Below are 26,290 nucleotides of genomic sequence, written 5' to 3'. Positions count from 1 at the left end.
GGTATACCATTGAGCGGAAATTTTAATATAACGCGTGCGGCCCGGGCGATTGTCAGGGTAACTGATTTAAATGCCGCAAGAGACTTTTATGTTAATGGCTTAGGGTTCATTGAAACGGAATCTGACGATACGTTTATCTACTTAAGGGGTTTGGAAGAACGTGGGCATCACAGTTATGTTTTAAAAAAAGCAGACCAGCCAGGAGTAGAAGTGATAAGTTACAAGGTGACAACAGAAGAAGACCTGGATAATCTAGCTGACAAACTTATGGAAAAGGGAATGCAGCCGAAGTGGTTTGAGAAAGGGAGCCAGCGGGCGCTTGATCGATCATTCCGGGTACAGGATGTTTCGGGTATTCCAGTAGAATTCTTCTGCACTATGGATACGGTAGAGCGAATGCTTCAGCGCTACGATCAATATAAAGGTTCTAAAATGCAACGTATTGATCATTTTAACTGCATGGTTCCAGATGTAGAAAAAGCATATGACTTTTATATAAAAGAACTTGGTTATGCCTGCTCTGAATATACTGCCACAAAAGATGAGGATATTTGGGCGGCATGGCTTCACAGAAAGCCGACTGTTCATGATGTTGCGTTCATGAATGGAAAAGGGCCACGTCTACACCATGTAGGGTTTTGGTTAAATGATCCGATGAGTATTATTGATACATGTGATGTACTTGCATCATTAGGCTACGGGGACAATATTGAAAGAGGTCCTGGCCGTCACGGATTGTCAAATGCTTTCTTCCTTTATTTACGTGATCCAGATGGGAATCGTGTTGAATTGTATACCGGCGATTATTTTACAGGAGATTCAGATTTTGAACCGATCCGCTGGGATTTGGATGACCCGCAACGTGCGACATTCTGGGGACATAAAGCGCCAGACAGCTGGTTCAATGAGGCGATGGAGTTTGTTGATTCAAACACAGGTGAACGTATAACTGTTGAAGATGCAAAGTTGGATCAAAGGAAGCCGAATTTTATCGTGTAGCGTGAAGATATTTAATAGTAAGGTGGAAGGAGAAGTGGGATGGAAGTAATTTATGTAACACACCCAATGAAAAGAATAAATACTGACGAACATGTGATGGCAATTGGATTCTTCGATGGTATTCATTTGGGGCATCAGGAACTGTTAAACCGCGCTAGGCAGCTCGCTAGGAATAATGATGTATTATTTACAGCGATGACCTTCAGTCCACATCCGGATGAGGTTATAAAGGGAGATAAGGAGCGGAAATACCTGACCCCTTTAGAACAGAAGGTTGAAAAAATGGCTGAGTTCGGTGTCGATAAATTATTTGTTGTTACATTTAATAAAACGTTTGCATCCCTTTCTCCAACAGATTTTATCAATGAATATATTATTGGAACCAATACCAAGCATGTTGTCGTAGGGTATGATTTCACATTTGGTTTTAAAGCCAAAGGAAATACTGAATTCTTATACACGGAGTCGAACAAACATGGATTTGGCTTAAGTGTTGTTCCAAAAAAGACATTTATGGGGAAAAAGATAAGTTCAAGCTTGCTAAGGGAATTGCTACAAGATGGTGATGTTGACGCAATACCCTATCATTTAGGCGAGCCCTATAGTGTAAAAGTCAGAGTGGTACAGCAAATATGGCCTGGAATAGTAAAAGTGCAAGTGGCAGATAACTTTTTATTGCCCAAAAAGGGGAGTTATCACGTGGAAATTGTTAATGGAAACAGAATAATCATTGGACAATTTGACCGTGATTCCTATACTGATGAATTAATTATAACTGGATTAAACGATTGTATTGTGAAAGAAGTCTCTATAGCATTTTTAAGTATGGTAGCTTCCGCCAGAACCGTCTCATCATAAAATCATTAATAGAAAGGAGAATTATTATGGATAGTAGAGTGTTCAGAAATGCAATGGGTAAGTTTGCAACGGGTGTTACTATCATTACGACGAAAGCTGGCAATGAAACTCGTGGGATGACAGCTAATGCTTTCATGTCGGTCTCCATGGATCCAAAATTGATCACCATTTCTATTGATAACAATGCGCACATGTTAAAAAAAATTAAGACATCTGGTAAGTTCGCTGTTAATATTCTTTCTGATAAGCAACAAAACATTTCAATGCATTTTGCAGGGCAAAAAGAAGAAAAAAATGGAATTGATTTTGACTTCATTGACGACGTACCAATCATCGAAGACTCACTGGCTTCCGTTGTTTGTGATGTTGATCGCTATTATGAAGTGGGTGATCACACTTTATTTATCGGAAAAGTGATGGATCTTTATTTGCAAGATGGCAACCCATTAACTTTTTACTGTGGTAAGTATGGATGTTATCAAGAAGTGGAATATGCTAATTAAGCATCTTTGTTTAATAGCTTCTACAAATGGGCCAGTAATATCTACTGGTCTGTTTTTCTGATACGGGTAAATGTAGAAATATAAGGAGTGAGTTTATGAGTAAAGCGAAAATAAAGTTCCGGGAAAGGGAGCAATTCAAAGAGGGAACAGTTGATTTCAAGGATGAAAAACTGGAAGTAGAAGGTAAGCAATACAGTGTTGAAAGCCTTTCTTTAGATTCTCCTTTAACTGGTACGGTTTACGGAACGCTATTAAACTACCAAGGAGCTTATGACGCTCTGGAACCGTCCATGCACCAGGAACCTTACAAGCAACCCCCCAAGGCACCAGTTTTATATATTAAACCAAGAAATACATTGATTGGGACTGAAGCCAAGATTCCAATGCCACCTAATGTTTCCGAATTGGAAATGGGAGCGGCTTTAGGGGTTGTAATAGGCGAAAAAGCAACCAACGTGAAGGAAGAGGAAGCTTTGGATTATGTTTCCGGGTACACAATCGTTAATGACGTTAGCATCCCTCACACGAGTGTATATCGTCCCGCTGTGAAAGAAAAAGCACGTGATGGGTTCTGCCCTGCTGGTCCATGGATTGTCACTCGTGATTTTATTAATAATCCTGATGAGTTAGGGATCCGGGTATTTATAAATGGCGAATTAAAACAAGAAAACAATACCAGAAATTTAATACGGTCAGCTGGCAAGTTAATAGCCGATGTGACTTCATTCATGACGCTTTTTCCTGGTGATACCTTATTAGTTGGTGTACCTGAAAACGCTCCGTTAGCAAACGTGAATGATAGTATTGATATACAGATTGACGGTATTGGGACGTTAAGAAATACGATTGTGAAAGATGATTAGTAACGGAAAGGGGTTTACGAATGAAATATGCTCGAATCGTTTATAATGGATCAGTTCATCATGCTATCGAAGAAAATGGTACGTTGAAACTGAATGATGGAAGAGTTGTAAATGAAAAAGAAGTTCAGTGGTTACCGCCGATAGAGCCTGGAACTGTATTTACTTTAGGGCTTAATTACGAAGACCATGCCAAGGAGTTATCTTTTAGTGCTCCAAAGGAACCATTAGTGTTCTTGAAAGGACCAAATACATTTACAGGCCATCGCAGCCAAACTTATCGTCCGAGTGATGTCACTTTTATGCATTATGAGTGTGAATTGGCAGTGATCATTGGAGATGCTGCCAAGAATGTAAAGAAGGAAGAAGCTTATAATTATGTAGCAGGTTACACGGTAGCAAATGATTATGTAATACGTGATTATATAGAAAATTATTACCGTCCTAATCTCCGGGCAAAGAACCGTGATGCATGTACACCGCTTGGTCCGTGGTTTGTCGAAGCTAAAGATATAGAAGATCCGATGAACTTAACCTTACGCACTTATGTGAATGGTGAGGTAACACAAGAGGGTACTACCGCCGATATGTTATTAGGTGTTCCTGAACTAATAGAATATTTAAGTGGATTTATGACGTTGAATAAAGGGGATGTTATTCTGACCGGTACTCCAAGGGGATCTGTCGATACAAAAGTTGGCGATGAAGTTGTGACTGAAATCGAGGGTATCGGCAGACTCGTTAATACGATTGTCGGTGAAGAGGTCTCTGCCAAATAGATGTACTAATGTCGAACAGTCAAAATGAGGGTCGTAGCTAAACTCGCCAAATCAGTGTTATGGAGGTGTTTTTAATGCCACATTTTTATATAGAATATACGGACAATATTAAAACTCAAGCGGATATTAGAACCTTGCTCCAAAGAGTAAACGATGTGTTTCTTTCCCATGATCATATTATTCCTGTTGGTGGCTTACGAATCAGGGCGATAGAATTGAAAGATTATATTATTGCAGATGGATCAGAGGATGATGCGTTTGTCCATGCTACGCTTAAGCTAGGGAAAGGTCGTTCAGAAGAAGATAAGAAAGTTCTTTGTGATGATCTATTCAACGAGATAGAAGGTCATTTCAGCGAATTATTTAATAATAGTTATTTAGCATTGTCCATGGAGTTATATGAATTTAGTAACCCTACTTATAAGAAAAATAATATCCATCAGCGTTTTAAATAATGATGTTTTATCAAATTCATAGATGAGGGGTGTGTACATGCCAACAAACCATAATATGTATATAGATGGTGAATGGGTTGGAAATGAACTGGAACAAATTGATGTTGTAAACCCTGCTACGGATAAAGTGATTGCAAAAGTACCAAAAGGTGGGGAAAAAGAAGCAAAGCAAGCAGTTGATGCAGCCCATGGAGTGCTTCTAGAATGGTCACATAAAACAGCAGAAGAGCGTTCCGGTCTTTTAATGAAATGGCATCATCTTATAAATGAAGAAAAAGAATTAATCGGCAAAATAATGACAGAGGAACAAGGTAAACCGCTTAAAGAATCTATTGGTGAGGTAGCTTACGCAAACGGGTTCATTTCATGGTATGCCGAAGAAGGAAAAAGAGTTTATGGTGAAACGATACCTGCCTCCCATCCCAACAAAAGAATCTTTGTAAAAAAGGAACCAGTTGGTGTTATCGCCGCAATTACACCATGGAATTTCCCTGCAGCAATGATTACACGTAAGGTCGGTCCAGCCCTTGCAGCTGGTTGTACGGTTGTCATAAAACCTGCAACCCAGACTCCATTAACGGCATTCAAAATGGTTGAGTTAGCTGAGAAAGCTGGTTTTCCAAAAGGGGTTATCAATATTGTAACCGGCAGTTCCAGTCAAATCGGGAAAGCATGGTCAGATGATGACCGTGTAAGAAAACTGACCTTTACTGGCTCAACTGAAGTTGGGAAATTGCTAATGCGTGACGCAGCAGAAACAGTTAAGAAAATCTCACTTGAGCTTGGTGGACATGCACCATTTATTGTTATGGAAGATGCAGACTTGGACAAAGCCGTGGACGGTGTAATCGCTTCTAAGTTTCGGAACGCAGGGCAAACGTGTATCTGCACAAACCGTGTTTATGTGCACAAGTCTGTTGAAAAGGAATTTGTGGAAAAATTATCTGCCGGCGTTGCCAAACTTAAAATCGGGAATGGATTGGAGGAAGGTATTGACATTGGGCCGTTAATTAATAAACCTGCACTTGATAAAGTAGCGGCACATGTAAGTGATGCAATTGATAAAGGTGCACAGTTAGAACAGGGCGGTAGTGTTTATGAATCCGATAATGGAAATTATTTCGAGCCAACAGTTATCACGAACGCTAACGATGAAATGCTTTGCATGAATGAAGAAACGTTTGGTCCCCTGCTCCCAATCACTTCTTTTGAAACGGAGAATGAAGTGATTCGAAGAGCGAACAATACTCCGTTTGGTTTAGCAGCATATGTATTTACAGAAAATATAGGAAACGCAATCAGGATCAGTGAAGCCTTAGAATACGGGATTGTAGGGCTAAACGATGGAGCCCCTTCAACCCCTCAGGCACCTTTTGGAGGCTTTAAAGAAAGTGGCTTGGGCAGAGAAGGCGGGCACCAAGGAATTGATGAATTTTTAGAAACAAAATATGTTTCCCTTGCATTTTAAAGCGCGGGGACGGTTCTTTTGCTTCATTTGACTTTTTCATGAAGAATCCACTGATTAAAAAGGGATTTAGATCTATCCAATTTAGGAGGCAGAACAGGAACCGTCCCCATGCTTTTTAGTCTTCACGGAGCCATTTTCTGGCTGCTTCCAGTTCTTCCAGCGAATACTGGTTTATCTCCACACCCGGTATGAATTTTTCCACTTTTTCATTAAGGCCTATGAATGATTCATCTGCTACGATTGCGCTTTTCTTGATGCTTTTCAGTTTGGTAACGATTTTCCAAGCTTCCACCGTCGCCTTTGTAGTGTTGCCATTAATGTTCTTGAAAATAAACAAAATGTTGATTGGTTCCTCCTGAAGCTTCTTTTCGTTCAGAGCTTCCTTGAACATTTTTAGATCCTCTTGTGTAGCCGTACCAGTTGTAGTTACTTCCAGAATCTCGCCTTGTTTCTCCCCATTAATCTCCAACATAAGATCCACCCTTTCATTTATTCTTTGGTTATACGATTCCACTCTTATTATGGGGTGAAACGTGGAAAAGATGCTCCCGTGGAAGCAAGGGAACCGTCCTCATGCTCCCCCCCTCAATTCCAACAAAATATTCAGTGTTGTCCTCTTACTGAAAATTATCGAAAAATTGCATGTAGTATATTGCATTTTACCTAAGAAGATAGTATGATAGATTCCATCGATATATTGCATATCAATAATTGAATATACATCATAGGAGGAACCTATCATGAAAGGAAAACTGTCTTTTTCGTCTTACGCAGCAATTGGTCTTATGTTATTTGCACTATTCTTTGGAGCTGGAAACCTGATATTTCCGGCGCAGCTTGGTCAGACTGCCGGTACAAATTTATGGCCGGCAATTATAGGATTTTTAATTACAGGAGTGGGACTGCCGCTGCTAGGAATTATCGCTATGAGTTTTTCAGGCAGCAGTAATTTACAGGAACTTGCAAGCCGTGTCCACCCTGTTTATGCCGTGTTTTTTACATCGTTACTTTATTTGACGATCGGACCATTTTTCGCATCCCCCCGTACAGGAACGGTTGCGTATGAAATTGGTATATCGCCTTTTGTAAGTGATTCTTCGCAACAATTAGGATTATTTATTTTTACATTACTATTTTTCGCTGTGGTATTGTGGTTTTCATTGAAACCTACTAAGCTTGTCGATAATGTCGGGAAGTTTTTAGCACCTGGGTTGGTTATCCTACTTGCGGTTCTTCTTATTACGGCAATTGTTAATCCGATGGGAGCAATGGAAGCACCCCAGGGAGCGTATGAAAGTGGAGCCTTTATAACAGGTTTCCTGAATGGTTATAATACAATGGATGCACTTGCATCGTTGGTATTTGGAATTATTATTATTAATACAATACGGGCATTGGGCGTAACATCCAACACCGAAATTCTCAAAACAACCGTAAAAGCAGGCAGTATTGCGATATTGTTTCTTGGATTAATTTATGTTGGGATTGCATATATGGGGGCAACGAGCACTCAAGTATTCGGAATCTTTGAAACTGGCGGACCGGTTTTAAGTAGTGCTGCTTCCTATTATTACGGAACATTTGGTTCTGTGCTGCTTGCGATTACCATTATATTGGCATGTTTGACTACCGCGATCGGACTGACAATAGCTAATGCGGAATATTTTCATACACTTTTTCCGAAGATTAGTTATAAAACACTGGTTATATTCTTTGCAACGTTGACCTTTGTGATCGCGAACTTCGGATTGGCGAATATTATCACTTATTCTGTGCCGGTCTTAATGTTCATCTATCCATTGGCGATTGTGCTGATGCTCTTAACGTTCTTGTCTCCATTGTTTAATCATGCACGATTGGTTTACGGTTCAACTATCGCAGTAACATTTTTGATCAGTATTTTTGATGGTCTTAAGGCGCTCTGTGATTCACTGGGAATCGCTTATTTCAACTGGATGCAGCCTATTATAGCTTTCTATGAACAATCGTTACCTCTATACAGTCAGGGGCTTGGATGGCTATTTCCGGCTATTGTGGTTATTGCAGTTACTGGCATTATCAGCCGTTTTCAAAAGACAGCTGCAGCCCATGCATCATAATCACATAAAAAGCCGGTATCCTCTTTGAGAGGGACCGGCTTTTTTAAAAAATGTTAAAAAGTATAAATGCATTCTAGCTTATTATCCAAATTTCTGTAGTGTACGTAGCCAGTTTTCTTTCATAACGGCTACAACTTTTTCTTTGTTTCCGTGCTTCATGGCAGTGATTATAGCCTTGTGATCATCAATTGATTCTTTGGTTAAGATTATGGAGTTATGGAAATAATGCCTGCGAACATGTGCCTGTAATGGCTCTACGACGCCCTTGATGTAAGGGTTTCTCGTAATGTCAACAATAACCTGATGAAATTCCTCATCGACTTTTAATGCGGCATAGCCGTTATTGGAATGGATTGCGTCTGCAAAGCGATCGTTGATGTTTTCGAGTTCCGTGAGCTGATCCTCGGTCAAATGGTCAATTGCCAGTTCGGCGGAAAGAGATTGTAATGCTGCCAATGGTGGGAGAAGATCTTTAATGGCATCCCGTTCAATTTCAGTTACTTGAGTCGCTTTACCGGGGTACATCTTCACAAATCCCCGTGCTTCCAGAAGCTGCAACGACTCACGGATCGGCGTTCTGCTGGTCCCCAACGCATTAGCCAGCTCGGTATCATTTAATTTTTCGCCAGGAAGTAACGTACCATCAATAATCCACTGCTGAAGATGGTTGAACGCATTTTCCTTTGCAGATAATCGAACAGGTTTTGAATGGTTTGAAGGTATTGGCATGGGAAATCCGCCTTTCTATATATTCACTTCCTATGAACTTTAGTATACAGTAAATTATCCCGGATTGAAATATGCAATATATTGTGTAGGGTCATGGGGAATGGTAGCTTTGTTTTCTTGCCAAACTGGAATTCTGTAAAACAGCTTGTCAAGAATGAACCAATGAAACTATGTGGCGATTGTTATAACGAAATGATGTTCAGGGAACTTGATGTCATGCTTGCACAACCAAAGTCACAATTCCCTATACCTGGGACACGAAATCCTGTGCAATAGTTTCAATTAATATATTTAGTGAATAAAAATCAAATTAAATGCATATTTATAAGAAAATTCCTTTCTATTCGACAAAATATGTGTTACATTAATAACATTATTTTCACTACCAATTGAATATTAGGAAAATACTATTTATATATTTTTTATAGTATTTCACATATTCACGCCACTAGTGGATTCAAGAATAATAGAAGAAATATACAACAAGAATGAGGGGGAATATTATGCTTAGCAATCCACTTATAGCAACAGTTATCATCTTTTCGTTAATTGCACTGGGGGAATGGTTATCCATAGTATCCAGGGCAAGGATTCCAATGCTTTTGACCGCAATGGTCGGATTTCTAGTTTGTAATTGGATGGGGATTTTTCCGGAAGACATAATGGAAAAGTCGACATTTGCAGCTTTGGGAGCGATATTAATTGGCCCGGCGATTCTGCATATGGGAACGCTCATATCTTTCTCAACGTTAAAGCGGCAATATAAGGCCGTGCTCGTTGCATTAGGAGGCGTTTTAGTTTCTGGTGTCTTAATTTTAACTATTGTCCCGCTGATTTATGATTATCCAACTGCGGTTGCTGGAGTTGGCCCTGTTAGTGGAGGGGTTATTGCTTTAATTGTTACATCGGAAAAACTGACTGAGATAGGGCTTTCAAGTCTTGTGATTATCCCTGCTTTAATTATTGCATTTCAAGGTATTGTGGGAATGCCATTGGCCATGAATTTTATGCGGAGATACGCAGCTAAAATGAAGAAAGACATAAATGATGGTACGTTTGTTGCCGCAGGTAATCTGAACGAATCAACGGCAGACACAAGCGGTAAAAAAGCTAGTCCGTTTAAATCGAGTGCGACGCTAAAGTTATTCCTTATCTTTGTCGGTGCAGCGGTTGGTATTTTAATCGGTGAAATAACCGGGATTCATTACAGTTTATGGTGTTTGGCTATTGGTGTTATAGGTTTAAGGCTAGGATTATTTGAAGAAAGGTCTTTGGAAAAGGCAAATTCATTTACGATTACAATGCTCGGAATTATTTTCGTTGTTATCGGTACGATGGCAGATGTAAGTCCACAAGAGGTATTGGAAAATCTGCCAAGTATACTGTTAATCCTCTTTCTTGGAACACTTGGACTTTGTATAGGTGGATATTTTGTATCCAAGTTAGTTAAATGGCACCCATATAAAGGTATGCCTGTAGCATTGACTGCCCTGTTTGGTTTTCCGGGTGATTATATATTGTGTGAGGAAGTAAGCCGAAGTATCGCAGACAATGAAGAAGAGGAAAAGCAAATATTTAATGAGTTGTTATCCCCAATGTTGATTGGCGGCTTTACCACAGTCACCATTGTATCTGTAATTATCGCGGGGATTATCGTTCAAACTTTATAAATGGGAGTGTAAATGATGGCTAAAACAGTTATTAAAAATGGATTATTAATTGATGGTAACGGAGGAGAGCCACAGGAACATGCATTAGTAGCAATAGAAGACAAAAAAATTGTATATGCAGGTTCCGAAGAAGGTTACACTCTTTCCGGTGATGAAAACGTCGTGGATGCGAAAGGTGGCACAATCCTACCCGGCTTTATTGATTCGCATGTACACATGATGATGGAATTTTCACCAATTGCCAAGCGGTTGGAAACACCATTTTCATTTATGTATTATCAAGCAGCAGAGTATCTGAAAAATACCTTGCATGCTGGTGTTACCTCCGTACGTGATGCATTAGGGACTGATCTTGGAGTGAAAAAAGCTGTGGAAGATGGATTGATTTCAGGTCCGAGGTTACAGTTGAGTATTAATGCGCTTACTATTACTGGCGGGCATGGAGACGGTTATACTGTTTCAGGCAGTGTGCAGGATCTTTTGCCTTCCAACTATCCCGGTATGCCGCATGGAAAATGTGACGGGGTAGAGGAAGTGCGTAAGAAGACCCGTGAAATGTTGCGTGCAGGGGCAGAAGTTATTAAAGTCCATGCAACAGGTGGTGTACTGAGTGCAACCGACCATCCAGAGTTTACTCAGTTCTCTTTGGAAGAGCTGCAAACAATCGTGCAGGAGGGTGCATTCCGTAAGGGCGTTAAGGTTATGGCTCATGCACAAGGTGCTGAAGGGATTAAAAATGCAGTGAAGGCAGGAATTCATTCAATCGAACATGGCATCTTTATTGATGACGAAGCGATTGAAATGATGCTGGAAAAAGGAACATTTTTGGTGCCAACCTTGCTTGCACCGGTTGCAGTATTGGAAACAGCGAAAGACACAGGAATGCCAGATACAGCGGTGGAAAAATCGAAAGAAGTCATTGAACATCATAAAGCAAGTATCGCGAAGGCCCATAAAGCTGGTGTCAAAATTGCAATGGGCACCGATGCCGGTGTAATGAAACATGGTACGAATTTACGTGAACTTGGGTTAATGGCAGATATCGGCATGTCACCGATGGAAACGATTGTTGCTTCCACGAAGACTGCTGCAGAATGCCTGGGCTGGGAAGACAAAGTTGGAACACTGGAGGAAGGAAAACTTGCCGATGTTATCGTGGTTCAGGGTAACCCGTTAGATGATATTTATGCTTTGGCAGATAATGATACGATTCAAGTGGTAGTGAAAGATGGTAAAGTAGAGAAGAATACTTTAATTTAAAAATTGTGAGGAAATATGCTGTTTGAACAGTATATTTCCTTTTTTATATCAAGATTTATAAGGTTTTGTATCATCAATCAGCCGAAGAATGTTAGCAGCATACTGCAGTTAGTGTGTATTAAGCTCATTGTTCTCGTCTAAATTTGTCCCCACATAGCTAGAATATCTTATAAAGCATTAGCTGATGAAGCTTTGTTCTATACCCCCTATCTAATAAAGCTTGGCACCTCTAATAACACATTACAATAAAACCGCAGCAAGTTTTCAATACCAATTGAATTATTTTTCCTATTAAGCAGGACATACAATCATCAATGTAGAAATATAATTTAAAGAAAATTATTTATCTTGTGACATCTATTTTTCACTTCAACTTTTGGACATTTTTCTTTTTCATCATAAAAAAACACCTTGAAAACAAGTGAAATGCTGGGTGTCATAATAATAAAAAAGAGAGGAGTTAACCGTTATGGATTTTGGAATACTTTCTTTATTGCCCCCGGTTCTAGCGATTGTTTTGGCTATTGTAACCCGTAATGTTATTCCTGCTTTATTTGCCGGTGTATGGCTTGGGGCGACAATGGTACATGATTGGAATCCGTTGATGGGTCTTTATGCCAGCTTTAGTGAATTTATTTTGCCTAACGTTGGGGATCCTTGGAGTGCTACGGTGTTAGTTTACTGTGGTATTTTTGGTGTGCTAATTACCGTTTTACAAAGTACTGGTGGTGCGCATGCTATTGCGTACGCGATTTCCAAAAAGGTAAAAACAGACAGAGGTGCTCAAGGTTCAACGATGCTATTCGGAATCATAATTTTCTTTGAGGACTATTTTAACGCATTAACTGTTGGAAGTGTGATGCGTTCTGTTACGGACAAAATGCGTGTATCACGGGAGAAACTGGCGTATGTTGTTGATTCTACTTCTGCTCCAATGTGTTTGTTAGGACCTGTTTCCACCTGGGTTGTATTTGTAATGGGATTGATTGGAGTGGAATTTGCCAAGTTGGGTATCGATAAATCGGAGTATGTTACGTATTTATCATCCATTCCTTTTAATTTTTACGCCATTTTAGCGATACTACTTGTTGGGATTATGGCATTTAGAGGTTGGGATTTCGGTCCGATGGCGCAAGCGGAATATCGCGCGAGAACAAGTGGAAAAGTCCTTCGTGATGGTGCGCAGCCACCGTCAGAGGATTCAATGACCGATGTTAAGTTTGATGAAGGTTATAAACCAAAAATGCGCAATATGATTGTTCCGTTGGTCGTACTGGTTGGTTTAATTCCACCACTCTTTTTGTGGACAGGTGGATTCCCTAAGAATGATTTACTTACAGCTATTGGAGAGTCCGATGGTGGAATGTCCATTTTAATTGCTGCATTTTCTGCCGCTGTTGTTGGGATTGCGATGGGAATGCACCAAAAACTGTTTTCGTTTAAAGAATCCATGGAAATGGTTGTAAAGGGTATTAAAAGTATGACGATTGTCTATATTATTTTGGCGCTGGCATGGTCTATCGGCAGTGTAACGTCAGAGCTTGGAACAGCAGCATTTGTTGTGGAGGCGGCAGAAGCAAATGCAACTCCAGCGCTCATTCCAGTGCTGTTGTTTATCATTGGTGCAATCATAGCTTTTACGACTGGTACTTCCTATGGAACGTTCGCAATAATGATCCCAATTGCGATTCCAGTAGCTGCTTCGATGGATATATCGATGGGATTAGCGATAGCTGCAGTGTTTAGTGGTGGAATATTTGGCGATCATTGTTCACCAATTTCAGATACGACAATTCTTTCATCTGCAGGTTCATCAAGTGACCATATCGACCATGTGAATACGCAGATTCCTTATGCGGTATTGGCTGGGACCAGTGGTTTAATCTCATTTCTTGTTGCCGGCTTCACAGGGTCGGGAATAATAGCCCTTCTCGTTGGTGCTGTCGTACTGGTTGTTTCTGCATACTTCTTAAACAAGGTATGGGGGAAACCGATACCAGAAGAATATAGAGCATCTGCTTAATAAGGTCAGCAATTAAAGAGGCTATTTCTGAAGGTTAAATATACCTTTGGAAATAGTCTTTTTGTATATGAAACTTTTTTTAATGAAGAAGGGGTATAAAGGGGAAAGTAACTTTTTATAAAATAAATCAATTCGTTTACATATCGCGTGCAATGCCTTATAATCAGTACGGAACTAATCCGATAAGATTACTGGGGGTAAATATACATGAAAAAATTATTCTATTTGTTGGTACTAGCAAGCTTAATGGTTGTTCTAGCTGCTTGTGGATCTGGCGAGGAGCAAGATAACAACAGTGAGGGTGCCAAGTCTGGTGAAGCTACAAGTCTATATGATCAAGTTATGGAGGAAGGCGTGCTTACTGTAGGAACGGAAGGTACCTATGCTCCATTCACATTCCACAATTCAAATGATAAACTTACAGGCTATGATGTGGAAGTCATCCGGGAAGTTGCTGATCGGATGGGTGTTGAAGTTGAATTTATGGAAACAAAATGGGACTCGATGTTTGCAGGCTTGAATTCGAAGCGATTTGATCTGATTGCTAACCAGGTAGGGATTAATGAGGAACGTAAGGCGAACTATGACTTTTCCATTCCTTATACCTATACGTCTGCAGTGGTCGTAGCTCCAAAAGGGAATGAGGATATCGACTCATTTGATGATATTAAAGGGAAAAAGTCCGCTCAGTCCCTGACAAGTAACTTTGAAAAAATCGCAACAGAAAATGGGGCTGAAATCGTTAATGTGGAAGGTTTAGCTCAATCCATTGAATTGCTGAAACAGGGCAGAGTAGATGTAACGGTGAATGACAGATTGGCGGTTCTTGATTACATCCAGAAACAAGGTGAAGAGGAAATTAAAATTGCTGCCAAGCAAGATGATGCATCGAAAACGGCATTTGCGTTTAATAAGGGGAATGAAGAATTAGTTCAGGCCGTCAATGAGCAACTGAAAGCCATGAAAGAAGATGGCACACTAGCAAAAATTGGAAAAGAATGGTTTGGTGAAGATGTTTCTTCCAAATAATATGTTACTAACCATAGATGCAACAATGGGGGGCTGGGAGTTATTCAAAAACTCTCTGCTTCCGATGATTTTAGGCGGGATTCAATATACAATCCCGCTTACTTTAATTGCGTTTACAATAGGATTGGTTTTAGCATTATTGCTTGCTGTCATGCGTCTTTCCAAGTCAGCTCTTTTACGTGCGCCGTCCATTGCCGTTGTATCGGCGGTGAGAGGGACGCCATTACTCGTTCAATTATTTATTGTATTTTATGGACTGCCTAGTCTTGGTCTGACAATTGATCCGTTTCCAAGTGCAATTATTGCATTTTCCATTAATGTAGCGGCTTATGCATCAGAAATTATCCGTGCTTCTATTTTGTCGATTCCGAAAGGCCAATGGGAGGCTGCGTATACCATTGGGATGACACAAAATTCGGCGCTTAGGCGAATCATTCTTCCTCAAGCTGCCAGGGTGTCCGTACCACCATTATCCAATACATTTATCAGTCTAGTGAAGGATACGTCGCTTGCTTCCTTAATCCTTGTCACGGAATTGTTTCGAAAGGCACAGGAGATTGCGGCTGTAACATATGATTTCATGCTGATATATATTGAAGCGGCAATGTTATATTGGGTTGTTTGTTTTCTGCTGTCAATTGTTCAGCAGGCTCTCGAAACCCGGTTGGAGCGTCATATTTCTTCCTAGGATGGTGAATTATCTGTGTATTTAACTGTAAATGGGTTATCGAAGTCCTTTGGCGATAATGAAGTTTTGAAAGACATTAATTTAACGATCGAAAAGGGAAAAGTTGTATCCATTATCGGTCCTTCAGGTTCAGGGAAAACAACCCTCCTCCGCTGCTTGAATGCGTTGGAAGAGCCGAACAAGGGAACTTTTTCGTTTCAGGATTCTTTTAATCTCGACTTTTCAAATAAAATAAGTAAACGTGAAATCCTGAAGTTACGAAGAAAGTCCGGGATGGTATTCCAATCCTACAATCTTTTTCCACATAAAACTGCAATAGAGAATGTGACAGAAGGTCCGATTGTTGTACAAAAGGGCAAAAAGAAAGAGGAGCAGGACAGGGCTATGGAGTTGTTGACAAAAGTCGGGTTGAAGGATAAGGCAGATCTTTACCCAAACCAGTTATCCGGCGGTCAGCAGCAACGGGTTGGCATAGCACGGGCACTCGCAATTAGGCCTGAACTGATGCTGTTTGATGAACCGACTTCTGCACTGGATCCTGAATTAATTGGAGAAGTTTTATCGGTTATCAAAGACCTGGTAAAAGAAAACTGGACGATGGTTGTTGTGACACACGAATTACAATTCGCCGAACAAGTATCTGATGAGGTTATTTTTATGGACGGAGGTTACATCGTCGAACAAGGCCCCCCAAGTCAAGTACTGAAAGCCCCCAAAGAAGAACGGACAAAACAATTCCTGAAAAGGATATTGAACCCGTCTTAAGGGACAGGGAAAGGGACAGGGGGTCAGTGTTAGTGTCCCAGGTATACATGAATTTCATAATCGGAAGGTAAAGGCTGAAGTCCCTTTTGATTGGGATTTCGGCTTTTTTCTATAGGACAAATGTAAATTTTCTCCCTAGAAGAGACATGGAAAGAATCTATCTGCTGCCATAGCTTCATTGCTTTTCCCAAGGGTACTGAGGCAAGGAAGTGAACTAATGAAATTAAGTAGGAAAGAAATTCAGCGAACACGGATGTGGGGATACTTTCTGGACGCGGCAACAGAAGTTATTGAAAAAGAGGGAATCGATCATGTAACAATTTTAATTGATATACGAAAGGCTATTAATATACAAGACTCTAACTAAACTTAGGTAATATCTTACTCTCCATCAGATTTAAAAACGATTTTATGACTGGGTTTCTATCATTTTTGTTCCAGGCAAGGGAACTCATTTTGTAAAATGGCTTTGTGAACTCCTTGTATGTAATATTGTTTAACCTTATATAGGTTGTTGATTGAGGAACGATAACAATCCCAATATTGGCTGAAACTAGTGAAACCATGGTGTGTTGTTCTTTTGCCGTTTGAACCACATTTGGTGTAAAGTCTCCATCATTAAATACTTGACTGATAGCTCTAAAATAACCCTCTCCCTCACCTCTTGGTGGAAGAATAAACTTTTCCTCTTTTAATTCCCTCGGGTCGATGTATTCCTTAATTGCAAGTTTATGGTCAATAGGCAAGCAAAGTCTCAAAGATTCCTTTCTTAACATTTTAGTATTAATCGTTTGGTTTTCTATTGGAGTAACCAGGATGCCTACATCTATTTTTTTCTCTTCTAATGCTCTGATTTGTTCGTTAGTTGTTAATTGTTTGAGGTCGATTCTTATTCCTGGTAGGGATTGGCTACAGGTCTTAATAATCTCAGGCAAAATATCAAATGCAATAGATCCCCCAAAACCAACAGTAAGATTTCCGATTTCGCCTTTATGAATCCCTAGCACTTCTTTTTTAGAATGCTCGATGAAATGTAGAATCAACCTTGCATTTTCATATAGTGACTCTCCCGCTGGTGTCAGTTCAACATTACGCTTATTCCTATTGAAAAGCGTGGCCTGTAAGTCATGCTCTAAAAGCTTAATTTGCTGACTAAGCGGGGGTTGGGATACATTCAGTTTTCGTGCCGCACGCCCAAAATGAAGTTCTTCTGCGACAGCTATAAAGTATTTTAATTGATGAATTTTCACAGTTTAACTCCTCCACTAATACTTTTTTTATATTAATCATGGACAATAATGTATTAGAAACATCTTAGATAAAATGATAACATAGAATTAGAATTTTCAAAAGATTTTTTAAGGAGGCACTTATGCAATTATTCATTCCTGATAGTGAGTTTATAAAAAGACAAGAGAAATTGAAAGCAAAGCTTCGAGAAAAAGATGTTAATGGCATGGTTATTTTTAATGTAACGGACATTATCTACCTTACAAACTTTAATTTTCGTCCTTCTGAGAGACCGGTAGCATTTCTGCTGGACCCAGATGGTAAAACCCACTTATTTGTCCCGAAACTTGAGAAGGAACATGCTGAAGAGTATGCAATTGTGGAATATGTCCATGAATATCCCGAATATCCAGGTGCTAATCACCCGATGACGTATTTTAAAGAGGTATTAATTAAATCAGGCTATGAACATAGAGTAATTGGTGTAGATTCATTGAGTTATAGTTCACCAAAAGGTTATCGAGGGAAAGCGTTGGATCAACTAATCGAAGCCAGTTCATTCGTTTCTATCCAGGGCGTAGTGGAAGAAATGAGGATGATCAAGTCCGAAAAAGAAATAGAATTGATCAAGGAATCTTGTAAGTGGGGAAACTTGGCGCACCAACTATTGGTTAAATATAGTGAACCCGGCGCTAATGAAAATGAAATTTCCAGTAGGGCAACTTCAGAAGCTTCTAAAATAATGATTGATACTATTGGAGAGATTGCTTCATTTCATGGTCCGCCGATAAGTGTATTTTATAGAGGGCAGATTGGGAAGCATTCATATTTCCCGCATTCGCAATCACAAAATTTTAGATTAAAGGAGGGGGACCAAGTTGTTTCACAATCTGAAGCCAGCGTAGGGGGGTATCGAAGTGAACTCGAAAGGACAATGTTTATTAAAGATATCAGTAAAGAACAGGAAAAATATATGAGATTGGTCAAGAAGGCGCAAGAGATTGCTTTTGAGTCTATCATACCTGGCAAGCCATTTTCATTTGTAGAAGAGAAAGTCAGAGCGTTTTATAGAGAGAACAATGTAGAAGATTTAATCAGACATCACACAGGACATAATATTGGATTAATCAACCATGAGATGCCATTTTTCGATTTAGGTGAAGAAACGATTATGCAGCCAGGAATGGTTGCTACCATCGAACCGGCACTATATGTGAAAGAATTGGGAGGTTTTAGACATTCAGATACGATTTTAATTACTGATAACGGCGCTGAAAGATTAACCTATTATCCGCTAGATTTAGATAAATTGGTAATTAATTAAATTTATAGGAAAGGGTGCTTACTCTTATGAAGAAAATTACTTTTTTAGTAGTCACAGCTTTTTTGCTATTGAGCGCATGTAGTTCAGGAGGGGCAGAAGGTGGATCTTCCGAAGGTGCAGGCGGAAAATTGACAATTGGTACTTGGGGAGGCGACTATGAACAGTATTTAAAAGATCTAGTTGAGCCTGAATTAAAAAATGATTATGATTTAGTTTATGTTCCTGAAAGCACCTCGGCTCGTATGACGAAGGTACGTATTGAAGCAGAGGGTGAAGGAACGTATGATGTTATAAACTTGCAAGATACCACCATGCAACAATTGGTTAATGGAGATTTATTAATGAAGCTTGATTACAGTAAAATTCCAAACGCAGAAAATATTCGTGAAGAATTGAAGAATCCATATTTCATACCACATATTTATAGCGCAGCGACAATTGTTTACAATAAAAAACTAGTTGAAGAAGCACCAGATTCTTGGGAGGCTTTATGGGATCCAAAATATAAGGGTAAAGTGGGTGTGCACACGGCTATTTTCCCACGTTATTTATTCGCCGCGGCTGCGGTAGAAGGGGTTGCAGAGTCGGAAGAATGGGATAAAGCATGGGATAAGTTATTGTCAATGTCTGACAACAATCCGAAGTTCTATACGTCTCAAGAACAATTAGCAACAGCATTGCAAACAGGTGAAATCGCAATGACAGTTACTTGGCGGGCTCGGGCAGTACAATGGAATGATGCCGGTGGAGACCCGATTGGAAGTGTGATTCCTAAAGAAGGTACGTTCCCAACTGTATTCGGAACGGGAATTCCTAAAAATGCGCAAAATGTGGAAGGGGCTTATGATTTCTTAAATGCAATGCTGGACCCTGAAGCACAAGCAAAATTTGCTGAGAATATGGGTTATGTTCCAACTGTAACCGATGCGGAATTAGAAAAAGAGGTTAAAAATAGTATTGCATTTTCGGATGAGGAGCTTGAAAGAATCATGCCAATCAGCTTGGAATATATTACTGAAAATTATGCGGAATGGAAAAAGAAATTTGACCGAGACTTTGCTGCTCAATAAAAGGCTAGGAGGATAATAGTGAAAAACAGTTTAAAACATAAATTGGAGATTTCTTCACTTATCGGCCCAGCAACTATTTTAGTAACACTTTTATTTATCTTCCCATTAATAAACTTCTTGCGGACAAGCTTTAGTCGCAATATACCGAGCGGGTCATATGATCCCGCTTGGACTTTTGAAAATTTCGTTGAATTTTTCAGTGATCCGTACTTTTTAGGTATTTTGTGGAACACCATCTATATTTCAATCATTGCTACATTTTTAACTTTAATATTAGCCTTTCCAATTGCTTATTTATTAGCACGAGCGAATGTTAAATATAAAGGGATTTTAGTAGGTCTTGTAGTGTTTCCTTTATTAGTTGGAAATATTGTACGTGATGTCGGTTGGATTGCTCTGTTCAGTGAACAGGGTTTAGTTAATAACTTTCTACTGGCGATAGGCTTCATTAATGAGCCGGCGACATTTTTAGGAACTCCCGGAGCCGTTATTATTGCTATTTCAAACGTGGTGTTACCTTACATGATAATTTCAATTCAGTCTGTTATTGAAAGAATAAACCCCTCCCTTGAAGAAGGGGCAATTGATTTGGGAGCATCCAGATGGATGATGATGCGGACTGTCATTTTTCCATTAGCGATGCCAGGAATCATGGCTGGTACGTTATTTGTATTTATTTTATCGATGAATGCTTATACAACTCCATTAATTATTGGAGGTACAAAGGTACAAATGATGGCCCCAGCTCTATACTCTGAGATAACGGAAGTCTCAAACTGGCCAATGGGTGCAGCAATGGCTGTTATATTAATCGTCTTGACATTAATCGCTTCGGTATTTTACTTAAGCATTCTAGAGAAAACAACTTCCGGTAATCTTAATTCAAGTACGGAGGTGAAGGGATGAATAGTAGTTTCATAGGTTTTGTGAAAAAAATTCCGATCATACTCATTTTTGGTTTTATCACTCTACCATTATTTATGGTTGTATGGATTTCTTTCTTTTCTCAGGAAATAATTATTTTTCCACCTGAGAGTTATTCATTGGAGTGGTATAAAGAATTACTGAATCATCGGCAATTTCTAAGTTCATTTATGTTAAGTTTAAAAGTTTCAGTAACAGCGATGATTTTTTCATTGATTTTGGGATTATTAGGCTCGATTGTCCTAGTAAGATATAATTTCAAAGGAAAAAAAGTATTTGAACTGCTTTTCTTATCACCTTTAGTGGTTCCATCTATTATTACAGGGATTGCTGTATATATTTACTTATTTAATGTTGAGCGGATCCTAAGAATGGATCTGGTACCAAGTTATTGGTCACTCGTGGTAGCACATATTATTATTGCTTTACCATGGACGGTAAGATTAATTTCAGCAGGGTTGCAAAATATTAGTCCTTCTTTGGAAGAAGCTTCTATTGATTTAGGGTCTTCTAGATTTCAGGCTTTCTTGCGGATTGTTTTACCTAACTTAAGGCCTTCCATTATAGCCGCGGCAATCTTATCCTTTATTTATTCATTTAATAATCTTGAGATAAGTTTAATGTTGGTGAGTCCTGGTGAAACGACTTTACCGATTGAGATATTGAACTATGTGTTTTGGAAAGTCGATCCATTAATTGCAGCTGTATCAACTGCACAAATTATATTAATCGCTATCTTAATGTGGATTGCCACTCGATTTATTAAAGTTACGAACATGGTTTAAACTACTTTGATGAGGAGTATTTTCTATGAGTAAGTTAACACTAGACGGTTTAACCAAGAAATTTGACGACAATGTAGTTGTTGACAACCTTAACCTATCAATAGAAGAAGGTGAATTTGTTTCCTTGCTTGGACCGAGCGGCTGTGGTAAAAGTACTACTTTAAGAATGATATCTGGGTTTATTCAACCTAATCAAGGTGAGATTAGTATTGATGGGCAAAACATAACTAAATTACCGCCGAATAAGCGTGATACATCGTTAGTATTTCAAAACTACGCCTTATTCCCGCATATGACAATTGCAGATAATGTAGGTTATGGGTTGAAAATGCGCAAAGTCAATAAGCAGGAAATTGAACAACGTGTTAATGATATGCTGAAAATGGTCCGCTTAGATCATTTGAAAGATCGATTTCCCGGTCAATTATCAGGTGGTCAGCAACAGAGAGTTGCGTTAGCAAGAGCCTTAGTTGTAAATCCAAGTGTATTGTTATTAGATGAACCACTCAGTAATTTAGACGCAAAATTGCGCGATGAAATGCGTTCAGAGATTTTAAATCTTCAACTAAAATTCAATTTAACGTGTATATTTGTTACCCATGATCAGGAAGAAGCACTTGTCTTGTCCGATAAAGTTGTCGTAATGGACAGTGGCCACATACGACAAATCGGTACACCTAGAGAAATTTTCGATTCACCAAATTCACATTTCACTGCAGATTTTGTCGGTGTGCGTAATATTTTTTCAGGTGAACAAAACGATGCAAATTTTAACACGAATTTTGGTGGGCAATTTTATATTGGGGAATCGAATCATCAAGTCCATAAGATTGGAATCAGACCTAATATGATTGTTGTTAATCCTCCAGAAGAAAAGGAATATGATAACAGATTTAAAGCAACTGTTGAAACGTTGCTATACAGAGGAACCATTATTGAACTAGTAACCACATTAGAAACTGGCGAACAAGTCATTGTAGAACTTCCTTCTGAAAAATATAAAGTAAATACTGTTAGTGTAGGCGATGTAATTACTTTGGCGTGGGAAACTGAGAATGTAATACCTTTGCAGGGATAAAGTAACGCACCACCTTTGACTAATTACCCTGATGGTGAGGACTAGCAATAAAGGATAATATAGATAGAGTTTATGGGAAAGGCGCACTTCTTAGGAAGCATGCGTCTTTATTTTTTGGGATTCTATAAAAAAGAACACTGAAATTCATGAGAAATTCTCATTCTAAAACTGTTGAAAGTGGGAATTCCAACGGAAAAAAAGAACAACATGCCTGAAGTCAGAGAAAATGATTACTAAAACTGTAGCTTTTGTCGAATCAGGGGCGCGAGGTGGCTTTTTTAAGCGGAAGTCGAAGCCAACTCCAATTAATAATTAATAAAATCTGAAACTACAGGACCGGCAATGAAACGCTGCTCTGTTTAGGTGATAAATCTTTTTTTAAAAAATATTTTAAAATTAAGGAAAAATGAAACGATAATGTTATAATGAAATCGATTACAATAAAGAAAATCTCCACAAATTTATTTTTTTATGAATAATAACTCCTTTTAAACTAGTAGACTATTCCAACAAGGGTGATGATAATTTGAAGGATGTAAAAGTAGCAATTATTGGGGTGGGCGCGATTGCTGAAGCAACCCATCTAAAGTATTTAAAACAACACCCGGAGGTAACTATAGAGGCAGTAGTAGATATTTCTATTAATCATGCTGAGAATATCGCTCGTACTCATCAAATCTCTTACTTTTTTACCACGATGGATGAATTGTTGGATTCTATAAAGGTGGATGCTGTCCTGATTTGCACTCCAAATCTGACGCATATTTCTTTGGCAAAAAAGGCTGCAGCAAAAGGGATACATGTTTTCATTGAAAAGCCGATTGGGACTGCCGAGGATGAGATAAATGATTATCTAAACCTTGCAGAAGAAAAAAAGGTTCTTACTATGGTTGGGATGACACATCGTTTTCGTACAGATGCTACTATCTTAAAGAAGTACGTTGAGCAAGAAACTTTTGGAGAAATTTATTATGCCAAAGCTAAATTATTCAGGCGGCGTGGAACACCACAGGGGTGGTTTACTAATAAGGAATTGGCTGGCGGGGGTGCAATGATGGATATCGGGGTTCATGCACTTGATCTCGCCTGGTGGTTAATGGGGACTCCTGATGTTGAAACGATCACCGGAAAAACATTAGCTGCTTTAGGTACTTATCAAACAAAACATGTATCCACCTGGGAATCGAGGAATAAGTATATCAACGCAAATAAGGTGTTTGATGTGGAGGATTTTGGAGCGGCATGGATACGATTTTCGAATGGTTCTGTGCTATCGCTGGAAATAGCCTGGGCTATGAATGGCAAGCAGGACGAAGGTATTCAGATTGAACTTTTAGGTGACAAAGGAGGAGCAAGTCTGGTACCCCTTACAGTTTACAAAGAAGAAATTGACGGTAACTTTGTAACATCTAGCCCGCATTTTGTAGAAAATGACCCATTTAAAGATGAAATTGAACACTTTATTGAATGTATTCAAACACGTACGACGCCTCTTATTTCTGGGGAGGATGGGAGAGAAGTAGTGAAAATGCTACAGGGAATATATGAATCATCGGATAAGAAAAGGGAGATTCAATTTTAAGGTTAATATTGCAGACGTGAGAGGAGAGTTTTTATGTTGAAGGTTGGAATAATTGGTGTAGGTACTATCTCAGAGTTACATATCAATCCATATCTAAACAATGACAAAGTGAACTTAGTTGCCTTTTGTGATGTAAATGAACAAAGGCTAAAAGAAAAAGGCGCTCTGTATGGTGTTAAACATTTATTTGCCGATTATAACGAACTATTAAACGCTGACACTGTTGATGCGGTAAGTATTTGTACCTGGAATAATTCACATGCGGAAATTGCGATTGCTGCACTGGAAGCTGGAAAACATGTTTTAGTTGAAAAACCACTGAGTATGACGATTGAGGAGGCTAGGGCTGTTGAAGCGGCCGTTGAAAAGTCGGGAAAGGTTTTACAGGTTGGCTTTGTTCGTAGGCATGGTAACAATGCAAAGCTGTTAAAAACATTCCTTGACCACGACGAGTTTGGAGAAATTTATTACGCCAAAGCATCTTGTATCCGTAGATTAGGTAACCCGGGTGGATGGTTTAGCGATCGTACTAAGTCTGGAGGTGGCCCACTGATAGACCTGGGTGTGCATATGATTGATATTTGTTGGTACTTCATGGGGAAACCAACCCCCGTCTCCGTCAGTGGGAATACGTATAAGCGGCTGGGTAACCGGAGCCATATTCAAAATTTATCCTTTTATAAAGCTGCAGATTATGATCCAACGCAAAATGATGTGGAGGATTTAACCAACGCAATGATCCGATTTGATAATGGGGCTTCCATCTTAGTTGATGTCAGTTTCACCTTGCATGCCAAAAAAGATGAAATATATGTAAAGCTCTTTGGTGATAAAGGTGGGGCAGAAATTGAGCCGGAGTTAGCCATTGTCACGGAGAAACACAATACCATTTTAAATGTAATGCCGCAAATTGATTCGATAAGTTTTGATTTTAACCAAGCATTTTCAAATGAAATTAATCATTTTGTGGACTGCTGTTTGGAGGGTAAAGAAAATATTGCACCGGTGTCAGATGGTGTTCAGGTAATGCGTATGCTGAATGCAATCTATGAATCTGCTGAAACCGGAAAGGAGATTTATTTGTAGATGATATGGAGGTGAGGGATGAATGGGCAGGAAGGTTGCTGACTTTCCAATGAATGAACTACGAGATTATAACCCGGAGCTAATAAATAAGCCGGATAATTTTGATCAGTTTTGGTATAGGGAAAAAACCAGATTAGAAAATGTGATGCCTCATTTTAGCGTGGACTGGCGGGATTATCCTGTTCCTACTGCTGAAGTAGCTGATATTGTGCTGGAAAGCTTTGATACCACACCATTAAAGGGCCTATTCATTAAACCAAAGGAACTAACAGAATGCCCGGTTATAGTTTCCTTTCATGGATACACTGGCAGTCGAGGGTTAGCGGCTGACTACTTAAAATGGTTGAATTTAGGGGTTGCTGTTATTTCTTTTGATGTTCGTGGTCAAGGTTCCTCGCCGGATTATGCCCGTTATGCGAATGGAAGCAGGATTCCGGGATGGATGCTGAAAGGAATAGATGCACATTCTGACTATTACTATACGAATGTCTACCGTGACATAATGCTGCAATTAAACTGGATTCGTTCAAAGAATTTTCCTGTAAAAGCTACAAAAGTTGGTGCTATGGGGGCATCGCAGGGTGGTGCGCTTGCACTTGTTGCTGCAGGGTTAGATGGACATATGGACTTCGTAGTCTCAGACTGGCCATTTATCGCCCACTTTGAACGTGCGTTGGAGGTAGCTCTGACTGGTCCATATATGGAAATCATCAATTATTTCAAATGGAATGATCCCTTATACAAGAAAGAAAATGAAGTAATGAGAACACTCGGATACATAGACAGTGTACACTTTTGTTCAGCCATTACATGTTCGGTTTTGATGGCGGTGGGCCTGGAAGATTCAACAACTCCACCCTCAACAGTATTTGCCGCTTATAATCATATTTCATCAAGTGATAAGCATATTGAAGTATACCCACAGTTTACCCATGAGGGAAATCCTTTCCATGAGGAGAAAAAGATTGAGTTTGTGGCAACACAATTACAGGTATAAAGGAATTTTAAAGATGGGATGGAGGACAT

The 26,290-nt window shown here is 39.3% G+C and carries 26 protein-coding genes; 23 read left to right on the top strand and 3 right to left on the bottom strand.

All coding sequences use genetic code 11. The features are described 5' to 3' along the window. Positions 1–9: 9 nt before the first annotated feature. The 7 genes from hpaD (at position 10) to ACFO3D_RS06625 (ending at position 5,922) form a co-directional block, all read left to right on the top strand. Positions 10–999, top strand: coding sequence for a 3,4-dihydroxyphenylacetate 2,3-dioxygenase (gene hpaD / locus ACFO3D_RS06655; protein WP_390294058.1), 990 nt, complete (start codon positions 10–12; stop codon positions 997–999). A gap of 39 nt (positions 1,000–1,038) precedes the next feature. After that, complete coding sequence (locus ACFO3D_RS06650) at positions 1,039–1,857, top strand: FAD synthetase family protein (RefSeq protein ID WP_390294056.1); 819 nt, start codon at positions 1,039–1,041, stop codon at positions 1,855–1,857. 26 nt (positions 1,858–1,883) lie between these two features. After that, complete coding sequence (locus ACFO3D_RS06645; protein WP_390294054.1) at positions 1,884–2,360, top strand: flavin reductase family protein; 477 nt, start codon at positions 1,884–1,886, stop codon at positions 2,358–2,360. 95 nt (positions 2,361–2,455) lie between these two features. Continuing rightward, positions 2,456–3,223: a fumarylacetoacetate hydrolase family protein gene (locus tag ACFO3D_RS06640; protein WP_390294052.1), complete on the top strand. Its 768-nt coding sequence runs from the start codon at positions 2,456–2,458 to the stop codon at positions 3,221–3,223. Positions 3,224–3,243: 20 nt separating this feature from the next. Next, the gene (locus ACFO3D_RS06635) at positions 3,244–3,999 is read left to right on the top strand and encodes a fumarylacetoacetate hydrolase family protein (protein ID WP_390294050.1); all 756 of its coding nucleotides are present in this window, start codon (positions 3,244–3,246) and stop codon (positions 3,997–3,999) included. A 74-nt stretch (positions 4,000–4,073) separates the two neighbouring features. Beyond that, entirely contained in the window at positions 4,074–4,454 is a 381-nt protein-coding gene (locus ACFO3D_RS06630) for a 5-carboxymethyl-2-hydroxymuconate Delta-isomerase (RefSeq protein ID WP_390294048.1), read from the top strand. 37 nt (positions 4,455–4,491) lie between these two features. After that, the gene (locus tag ACFO3D_RS06625; protein WP_390294046.1) at positions 4,492–5,922 is read left to right on the top strand and encodes an NAD-dependent succinate-semialdehyde dehydrogenase; all 1,431 of its coding nucleotides are present in this window, start codon (positions 4,492–4,494) and stop codon (positions 5,920–5,922) included. A gap of 115 nt (positions 5,923–6,037) precedes the next feature. Here the strand turns inward: ACFO3D_RS06625 and ACFO3D_RS06620 are convergent, their stop codons facing one another. After that, positions 6,038–6,394 (bottom strand): SpoIIAA family protein, encoded by a 357-nt coding sequence (locus ACFO3D_RS06620; RefSeq protein ID WP_390294044.1) that lies wholly within the window; start codon positions 6,392–6,394, stop codon positions 6,038–6,040. Between the two features lie 268 nt (positions 6,395–6,662). Here ACFO3D_RS06620 and brnQ point away from each other — a divergent pair, with 268 nt between their 5' ends. Next, entirely contained in the window at positions 6,663–8,021 is a 1,359-nt protein-coding gene (gene brnQ / locus ACFO3D_RS06615; RefSeq protein WP_390294042.1) for a branched-chain amino acid transport system II carrier protein, read from the top strand. Positions 8,022–8,102: 81 nt separating this feature from the next. Here the strand turns inward: brnQ and ACFO3D_RS06610 are convergent, their stop codons facing one another. Then, positions 8,103–8,750 (bottom strand): GntR family transcriptional regulator, encoded by a 648-nt coding sequence (locus tag ACFO3D_RS06610; protein ID WP_390294040.1) that lies wholly within the window; start codon positions 8,748–8,750, stop codon positions 8,103–8,105. A gap of 503 nt (positions 8,751–9,253) precedes the next feature. Here ACFO3D_RS06610 and ACFO3D_RS06605 point away from each other — a divergent pair. The 7 genes from ACFO3D_RS06605 (at position 9,254) to ACFO3D_RS06575 (ending at position 16,552) form a co-directional block, all read left to right on the top strand. Then, positions 9,254–10,420: a hypothetical protein gene (locus ACFO3D_RS06605; protein WP_390294038.1), complete on the top strand. Its 1,167-nt coding sequence runs from the start codon at positions 9,254–9,256 to the stop codon at positions 10,418–10,420. A gap of 15 nt (positions 10,421–10,435) precedes the next feature. After that, the gene (locus tag ACFO3D_RS06600; RefSeq protein ID WP_390294036.1) at positions 10,436–11,680 is read left to right on the top strand and encodes a metal-dependent hydrolase family protein; all 1,245 of its coding nucleotides are present in this window, start codon (positions 10,436–10,438) and stop codon (positions 11,678–11,680) included. 469 nt (positions 11,681–12,149) lie between these two features. Continuing rightward, entirely contained in the window at positions 12,150–13,703 is a 1,554-nt protein-coding gene (locus ACFO3D_RS06595) for a Na+/H+ antiporter NhaC family protein (RefSeq protein ID WP_390294034.1), read from the top strand. A 207-nt stretch (positions 13,704–13,910) separates the two neighbouring features. Next, the gene (locus ACFO3D_RS06590) at positions 13,911–14,732 is read left to right on the top strand and encodes an amino acid ABC transporter substrate-binding protein (RefSeq protein ID WP_390294032.1); all 822 of its coding nucleotides are present in this window, start codon (positions 13,911–13,913) and stop codon (positions 14,730–14,732) included. Next, entirely contained in the window at positions 14,716–15,420 is a 705-nt protein-coding gene (locus tag ACFO3D_RS06585) for an amino acid ABC transporter permease (RefSeq protein WP_390295476.1), read from the top strand. Before ACFO3D_RS06590 ends, ACFO3D_RS06585 begins: the two co-directional genes overlap by 17 nt. Before the next feature lie 15 nt (positions 15,421–15,435). Further along, positions 15,436–16,185 carry an amino acid ABC transporter ATP-binding protein gene (locus tag ACFO3D_RS06580; RefSeq protein ID WP_390294030.1) on the top strand — a complete coding sequence of 250 codons (750 nt, stop codon included), beginning with the start codon at positions 15,436–15,438 and terminating at the stop codon, positions 16,183–16,185. Between the two features lie 217 nt (positions 16,186–16,402). Continuing rightward, on the top strand, positions 16,403–16,552 hold the full coding sequence (locus tag ACFO3D_RS06575) for a hypothetical protein (RefSeq protein ID WP_390294028.1): 150 nt from the start codon (positions 16,403–16,405) through the stop codon (positions 16,550–16,552). On the opposite strand, the gene ACFO3D_RS06570 is transcribed toward ACFO3D_RS06575, so the two are convergent. After that, positions 16,545–17,435 (bottom strand): LysR family transcriptional regulator, encoded by an 891-nt coding sequence (locus ACFO3D_RS06570; protein WP_390294026.1) that lies wholly within the window; start codon positions 17,433–17,435, stop codon positions 16,545–16,547. The two genes, ACFO3D_RS06575 and ACFO3D_RS06570, sit on opposite strands and share 8 nt — an antisense overlap. Positions 17,436–17,557: 122 nt before the next feature. Between ACFO3D_RS06570 and ACFO3D_RS06565 the strand changes: the two genes are divergently transcribed. The 8 genes from ACFO3D_RS06565 to ACFO3D_RS06530 all read left to right on the top strand — a co-directional run bounded on the left by ACFO3D_RS06565 (position 17,558) and on the right by ACFO3D_RS06530 (position 26,261). Beyond that, on the top strand, positions 17,558–18,739 hold the full coding sequence (locus ACFO3D_RS06565) for a M24 family metallopeptidase (RefSeq protein WP_390294024.1): 1,182 nt from the start codon (positions 17,558–17,560) through the stop codon (positions 18,737–18,739). Between the two features lie 26 nt (positions 18,740–18,765). Then, a complete protein-coding gene (locus ACFO3D_RS06560) occupies positions 18,766–19,809 on the top strand; it encodes an ABC transporter substrate-binding protein (RefSeq protein ID WP_390294022.1) in 1,044 nt (347 codons plus the stop codon). 18 nt (positions 19,810–19,827) lie between these two features. Beyond that, entirely contained in the window at positions 19,828–20,715 is an 888-nt protein-coding gene (locus ACFO3D_RS06555) for an ABC transporter permease (RefSeq protein WP_390294020.1), read from the top strand. After that, the gene (locus ACFO3D_RS06550; RefSeq protein WP_390294018.1) at positions 20,712–21,518 is read left to right on the top strand and encodes an ABC transporter permease; all 807 of its coding nucleotides are present in this window, start codon (positions 20,712–20,714) and stop codon (positions 21,516–21,518) included. Before ACFO3D_RS06555 ends, ACFO3D_RS06550 begins: the two co-directional genes overlap by 4 nt. A 25-nt stretch (positions 21,519–21,543) precedes the next feature. Then, the gene (locus tag ACFO3D_RS06545) at positions 21,544–22,596 is read left to right on the top strand and encodes an ABC transporter ATP-binding protein (protein ID WP_390294016.1); all 1,053 of its coding nucleotides are present in this window, start codon (positions 21,544–21,546) and stop codon (positions 22,594–22,596) included. 526 nt (positions 22,597–23,122) lie between these two features. Then, positions 23,123–24,178 (top strand): Gfo/Idh/MocA family protein, encoded by a 1,056-nt coding sequence (locus tag ACFO3D_RS06540; RefSeq protein WP_390294014.1) that lies wholly within the window; start codon positions 23,123–23,125, stop codon positions 24,176–24,178. A gap of 33 nt (positions 24,179–24,211) precedes the next feature. Further along, positions 24,212–25,264 (top strand): Gfo/Idh/MocA family protein, encoded by a 1,053-nt coding sequence (locus ACFO3D_RS06535; RefSeq protein ID WP_390294012.1) that lies wholly within the window; start codon positions 24,212–24,214, stop codon positions 25,262–25,264. Between the two features lie 22 nt (positions 25,265–25,286). Then, a complete protein-coding gene (locus ACFO3D_RS06530; protein WP_390294010.1) occupies positions 25,287–26,261 on the top strand; it encodes an acetylxylan esterase in 975 nt (324 codons plus the stop codon). The last annotated feature ends 29 nt before the right edge of the window (positions 26,262–26,290 follow it).

The organism is Virgibacillus kekensis (genome assembly GCF_042654125.1).
GTDB classification, from domain to species: domain Bacteria; phylum Bacillota; class Bacilli; order Bacillales; family Amphibacillaceae; genus Lentibacillus; species Lentibacillus kekensis.
This window is presented reverse-complemented; position numbering and strand designations above follow the sequence as displayed.

Excerpts from the sequence above, each read along its gene's own strand:
- ACFO3D_RS06650 (WP_390294056.1), top strand. The coding sequence starts at position 1,039 with ATGGAAGTAATTTATGTAACACACCCAATGAAAAGAATAAATACTGAC.
- ACFO3D_RS06645 (WP_390294054.1), top strand. The coding sequence starts at position 1,884 with ATGGATAGTAGAGTGTTCAGAAATGCAATGGGTAAGTTTGCAACGGGT.
- ACFO3D_RS06640 (WP_390294052.1), top strand. The coding sequence starts at position 2,456 with ATGAGTAAAGCGAAAATAAAGTTCCGGGAAAGGGAGCAATTCAAAGAG.
- ACFO3D_RS06635 (WP_390294050.1), top strand. The coding sequence starts at position 3,244 with ATGAAATATGCTCGAATCGTTTATAATGGATCAGTTCATCATGCTATC.
- ACFO3D_RS06630 (WP_390294048.1), top strand. The coding sequence starts at position 4,074 with ATGCCACATTTTTATATAGAATATACGGACAATATTAAAACTCAAGCG.
- ACFO3D_RS06625 (WP_390294046.1), top strand. The coding sequence starts at position 4,492 with ATGCCAACAAACCATAATATGTATATAGATGGTGAATGGGTTGGAAAT.
- ACFO3D_RS06620 (WP_390294044.1), bottom strand. The coding sequence starts at position 6,394 with ATGTTGGAGATTAATGGGGAGAAACAAGGCGAGATTCTGGAAGTAACT.
- brnQ (WP_390294042.1), top strand. The coding sequence starts at position 6,663 with ATGAAAGGAAAACTGTCTTTTTCGTCTTACGCAGCAATTGGTCTTATG.
- ACFO3D_RS06610 (WP_390294040.1), bottom strand. The coding sequence starts at position 8,750 with ATGCCAATACCTTCAAACCATTCAAAACCTGTTCGATTATCTGCAAAG.
- ACFO3D_RS06605 (WP_390294038.1), top strand. The coding sequence starts at position 9,254 with ATGCTTAGCAATCCACTTATAGCAACAGTTATCATCTTTTCGTTAATT.
- ACFO3D_RS06600 (WP_390294036.1), top strand. The coding sequence starts at position 10,436 with ATGGCTAAAACAGTTATTAAAAATGGATTATTAATTGATGGTAACGGA.
- ACFO3D_RS06595 (WP_390294034.1), top strand. The coding sequence starts at position 12,150 with ATGGATTTTGGAATACTTTCTTTATTGCCCCCGGTTCTAGCGATTGTT.
- ACFO3D_RS06590 (WP_390294032.1), top strand. The coding sequence starts at position 13,911 with ATGAAAAAATTATTCTATTTGTTGGTACTAGCAAGCTTAATGGTTGTT.
- ACFO3D_RS06585 (WP_390295476.1), top strand. The coding sequence starts at position 14,716 with ATGTTTCTTCCAAATAATATGTTACTAACCATAGATGCAACAATGGGG.
- ACFO3D_RS06575 (WP_390294028.1), top strand. The coding sequence starts at position 16,403 with ATGAAATTAAGTAGGAAAGAAATTCAGCGAACACGGATGTGGGGATAC.
- ACFO3D_RS06565 (WP_390294024.1), top strand. The coding sequence starts at position 17,558 with ATGCAATTATTCATTCCTGATAGTGAGTTTATAAAAAGACAAGAGAAA.
- ACFO3D_RS06560 (WP_390294022.1), top strand. The coding sequence starts at position 18,766 with ATGAAGAAAATTACTTTTTTAGTAGTCACAGCTTTTTTGCTATTGAGC.
- ACFO3D_RS06550 (WP_390294018.1), top strand. The coding sequence starts at position 20,712 with ATGAATAGTAGTTTCATAGGTTTTGTGAAAAAAATTCCGATCATACTC.
- ACFO3D_RS06545 (WP_390294016.1), top strand. The coding sequence starts at position 21,544 with ATGAGTAAGTTAACACTAGACGGTTTAACCAAGAAATTTGACGACAAT.
- ACFO3D_RS06535 (WP_390294012.1), top strand. The coding sequence starts at position 24,212 with ATGTTGAAGGTTGGAATAATTGGTGTAGGTACTATCTCAGAGTTACAT.
- ACFO3D_RS06530 (WP_390294010.1), top strand. The coding sequence starts at position 25,287 with ATGGGCAGGAAGGTTGCTGACTTTCCAATGAATGAACTACGAGATTAT.